We start from the raw sequence: 1,850 nt of genomic DNA, 5'->3' as shown, positions 1-1,850 counted from the left end.
GGGTTCCCCCGCCGGTCCCCCCACTAGCCAAAATCCTCAACCCCTGAGCGAGGAAGTGTTGCCCCCCAGTCCGCCGGCGGAAGCTAAAACTGAACCAGAAAGTTAGTCCGTCAGCCTTATCAGTTATCAGTTATCAGTTATCAGTTATCAGTTATCAGATGTGAGTTTTAGGTTTACTGATTACAAGGGCCGAATCTAAAACCTAATTTGTTAAGCTAAGTAGGGAGACACAATTATTTGTAGGATGGGTTAGCGGTAGCGTAACCCATGCGGGCGTTGGGTTTCATGCTTCAACCCAACCTACGTTCTTTTCTAGACCCCCCGCACAAGTAAGTTATCGAGCTGCTATCGGGTCAAAATATCTAAAAGCTCGGATAAATTTGACATAATCTTAGGTTTTATGGGTAGGATAGTTGTTTCTTGTCTTCTGTCTCCTGTCTCCTGTCTCCTGAAAAGGAAAACTTCGTATCTCACCATTAAGATAACTGCTGCAAATGATTTCCACTTCCCAGATACCCGATTCTTTTGTCTCACCTTGCCGTCGCGCCTCGGTTAGTCGTACTACCAAAGAAACCGATGTCCAGGTGACGATCGATCTTGACGGTAGCGGCAATTGTCGCGCCCAGACAGGAATTCCCTTTCTCGATCATATGTTGCAGCAAATCGCCTCCCACGCTGCGATCGATCTCGATGTACGCGCCACCGGAGATCTAGAAATTGATGACCATCACACCAATGAAGACGTGGGAATCACCCTCGGACAAGCTTTACTGCAAGCTTTAGGCGACAAAAAAGGCATCGTCCGTTTCGGGCATTTTGTCGCCCCTCTCGATGAAGCTTTAGTGCAGGTTGCCCTCGATTTTTCCGGTCGTCCCCACCTCAGTTATGGTCTAGAAATTCCCACCCAAAGAGTGGGAACCTACGATACTCAGCTAGTGCGGGAATTTTTTGTCGCTTTGGTCAATCACAGTCAAATGACCCTACATATTCGCCAATTAGACGGGATTAATTCCCATCATATTATTGAGGCTACTTTTAAAGCTTTTGCCCGGGCGATGAGTATGGCCATAGCGATCGATCCCCGTCGCGCCGGTATAATTCCCAGTTCTAAGGGAGTTTTATAGAAGCACTGCTTAACCCGAATTAACGTTAGCTTAGAAGCCCATAATTTGAGCCACTTGGGTTAATTCGGGAGCAATCCCAGATTTTAGTTGGTTATTGCTGTGTTTTACCGCCGAATCTGGGTCTTTTAGGCCATTTCCCGTTAAAACACACACTACGGTGGCCCCATCGGGAACCTGTTGATGCACTTTTAATAATCCTGCCACAGAAGCGGCGCTGGCTGGTTCACAGAAAACCCCCTCTTGGCCCCCTAAAATCCGATAGGCTGCCAATATTTCCTCATCGCTGACTGCGTGAAATTGCCCTTGACTAGCGTGACTAGCGGCCCAAGCTTTTTCCCAGTTAGCGGGGTTGCCGATACGGATAGCCGTGGCTAGGGTTTCGGGATGGTCAACCGGTTGTTTGGAGATAAAAGGGGCGGCCCCGGCGGCCTGAAAACCGATCATCTTCGGCAGTCGGTCACATTTACCTATCTGGTGATACTGACAGAATCCCATCCAATAGGCGCTAATATTGCCCGCATTACCCACGGGAATACATAACCAGTCGGGGGCATTACCCAAGACATCGACAATCTCGAAAGCGGCGGTTTTTTGACCCTCTAAACGGTAGGGATTGACGGAATTGACCAAAGTTACGGGATAATTTTCTGATAGTTGGCGGACAATCTTGAGGGCATCATCGAAGTTGCCATTAATAGCGATGACTTCGGCTCCGTACAATAAAGC

At 48.3% G+C, this 1,850-nt stretch carries 2 protein-coding genes; one reads left to right on the top strand and one right to left on the bottom strand.

Translation table 11 applies throughout. From position 1 onward, the window contains the following. Positions 1-494 precede the first annotated feature (494 nt). Positions 495-1,124, top strand: coding sequence for an imidazoleglycerol-phosphate dehydratase HisB (gene hisB / locus IQ242_RS23835; protein ID WP_002782099.1), 630 nt, complete (start codon positions 495-497; stop codon positions 1,122-1,124). A gap of 30 nt (positions 1,125-1,154) precedes the next feature. Here the strand turns inward: hisB and thrC are convergent. Then, the coding region (gene thrC / locus IQ242_RS23830) for a threonine synthase (protein WP_193961657.1) at positions 1,155-1,850 on the bottom strand (696 nt) is incomplete at its 5' end.

This window comes from Microcystis sp. LEGE 08355 (assembly GCF_015207185.1).
Lineage (GTDB): Bacteria > Cyanobacteriota > Cyanobacteriia > Cyanobacteriales > Microcystaceae > Microcystis > Microcystis panniformis.
This window is presented reverse-complemented; position numbering and strand designations above follow the sequence as displayed.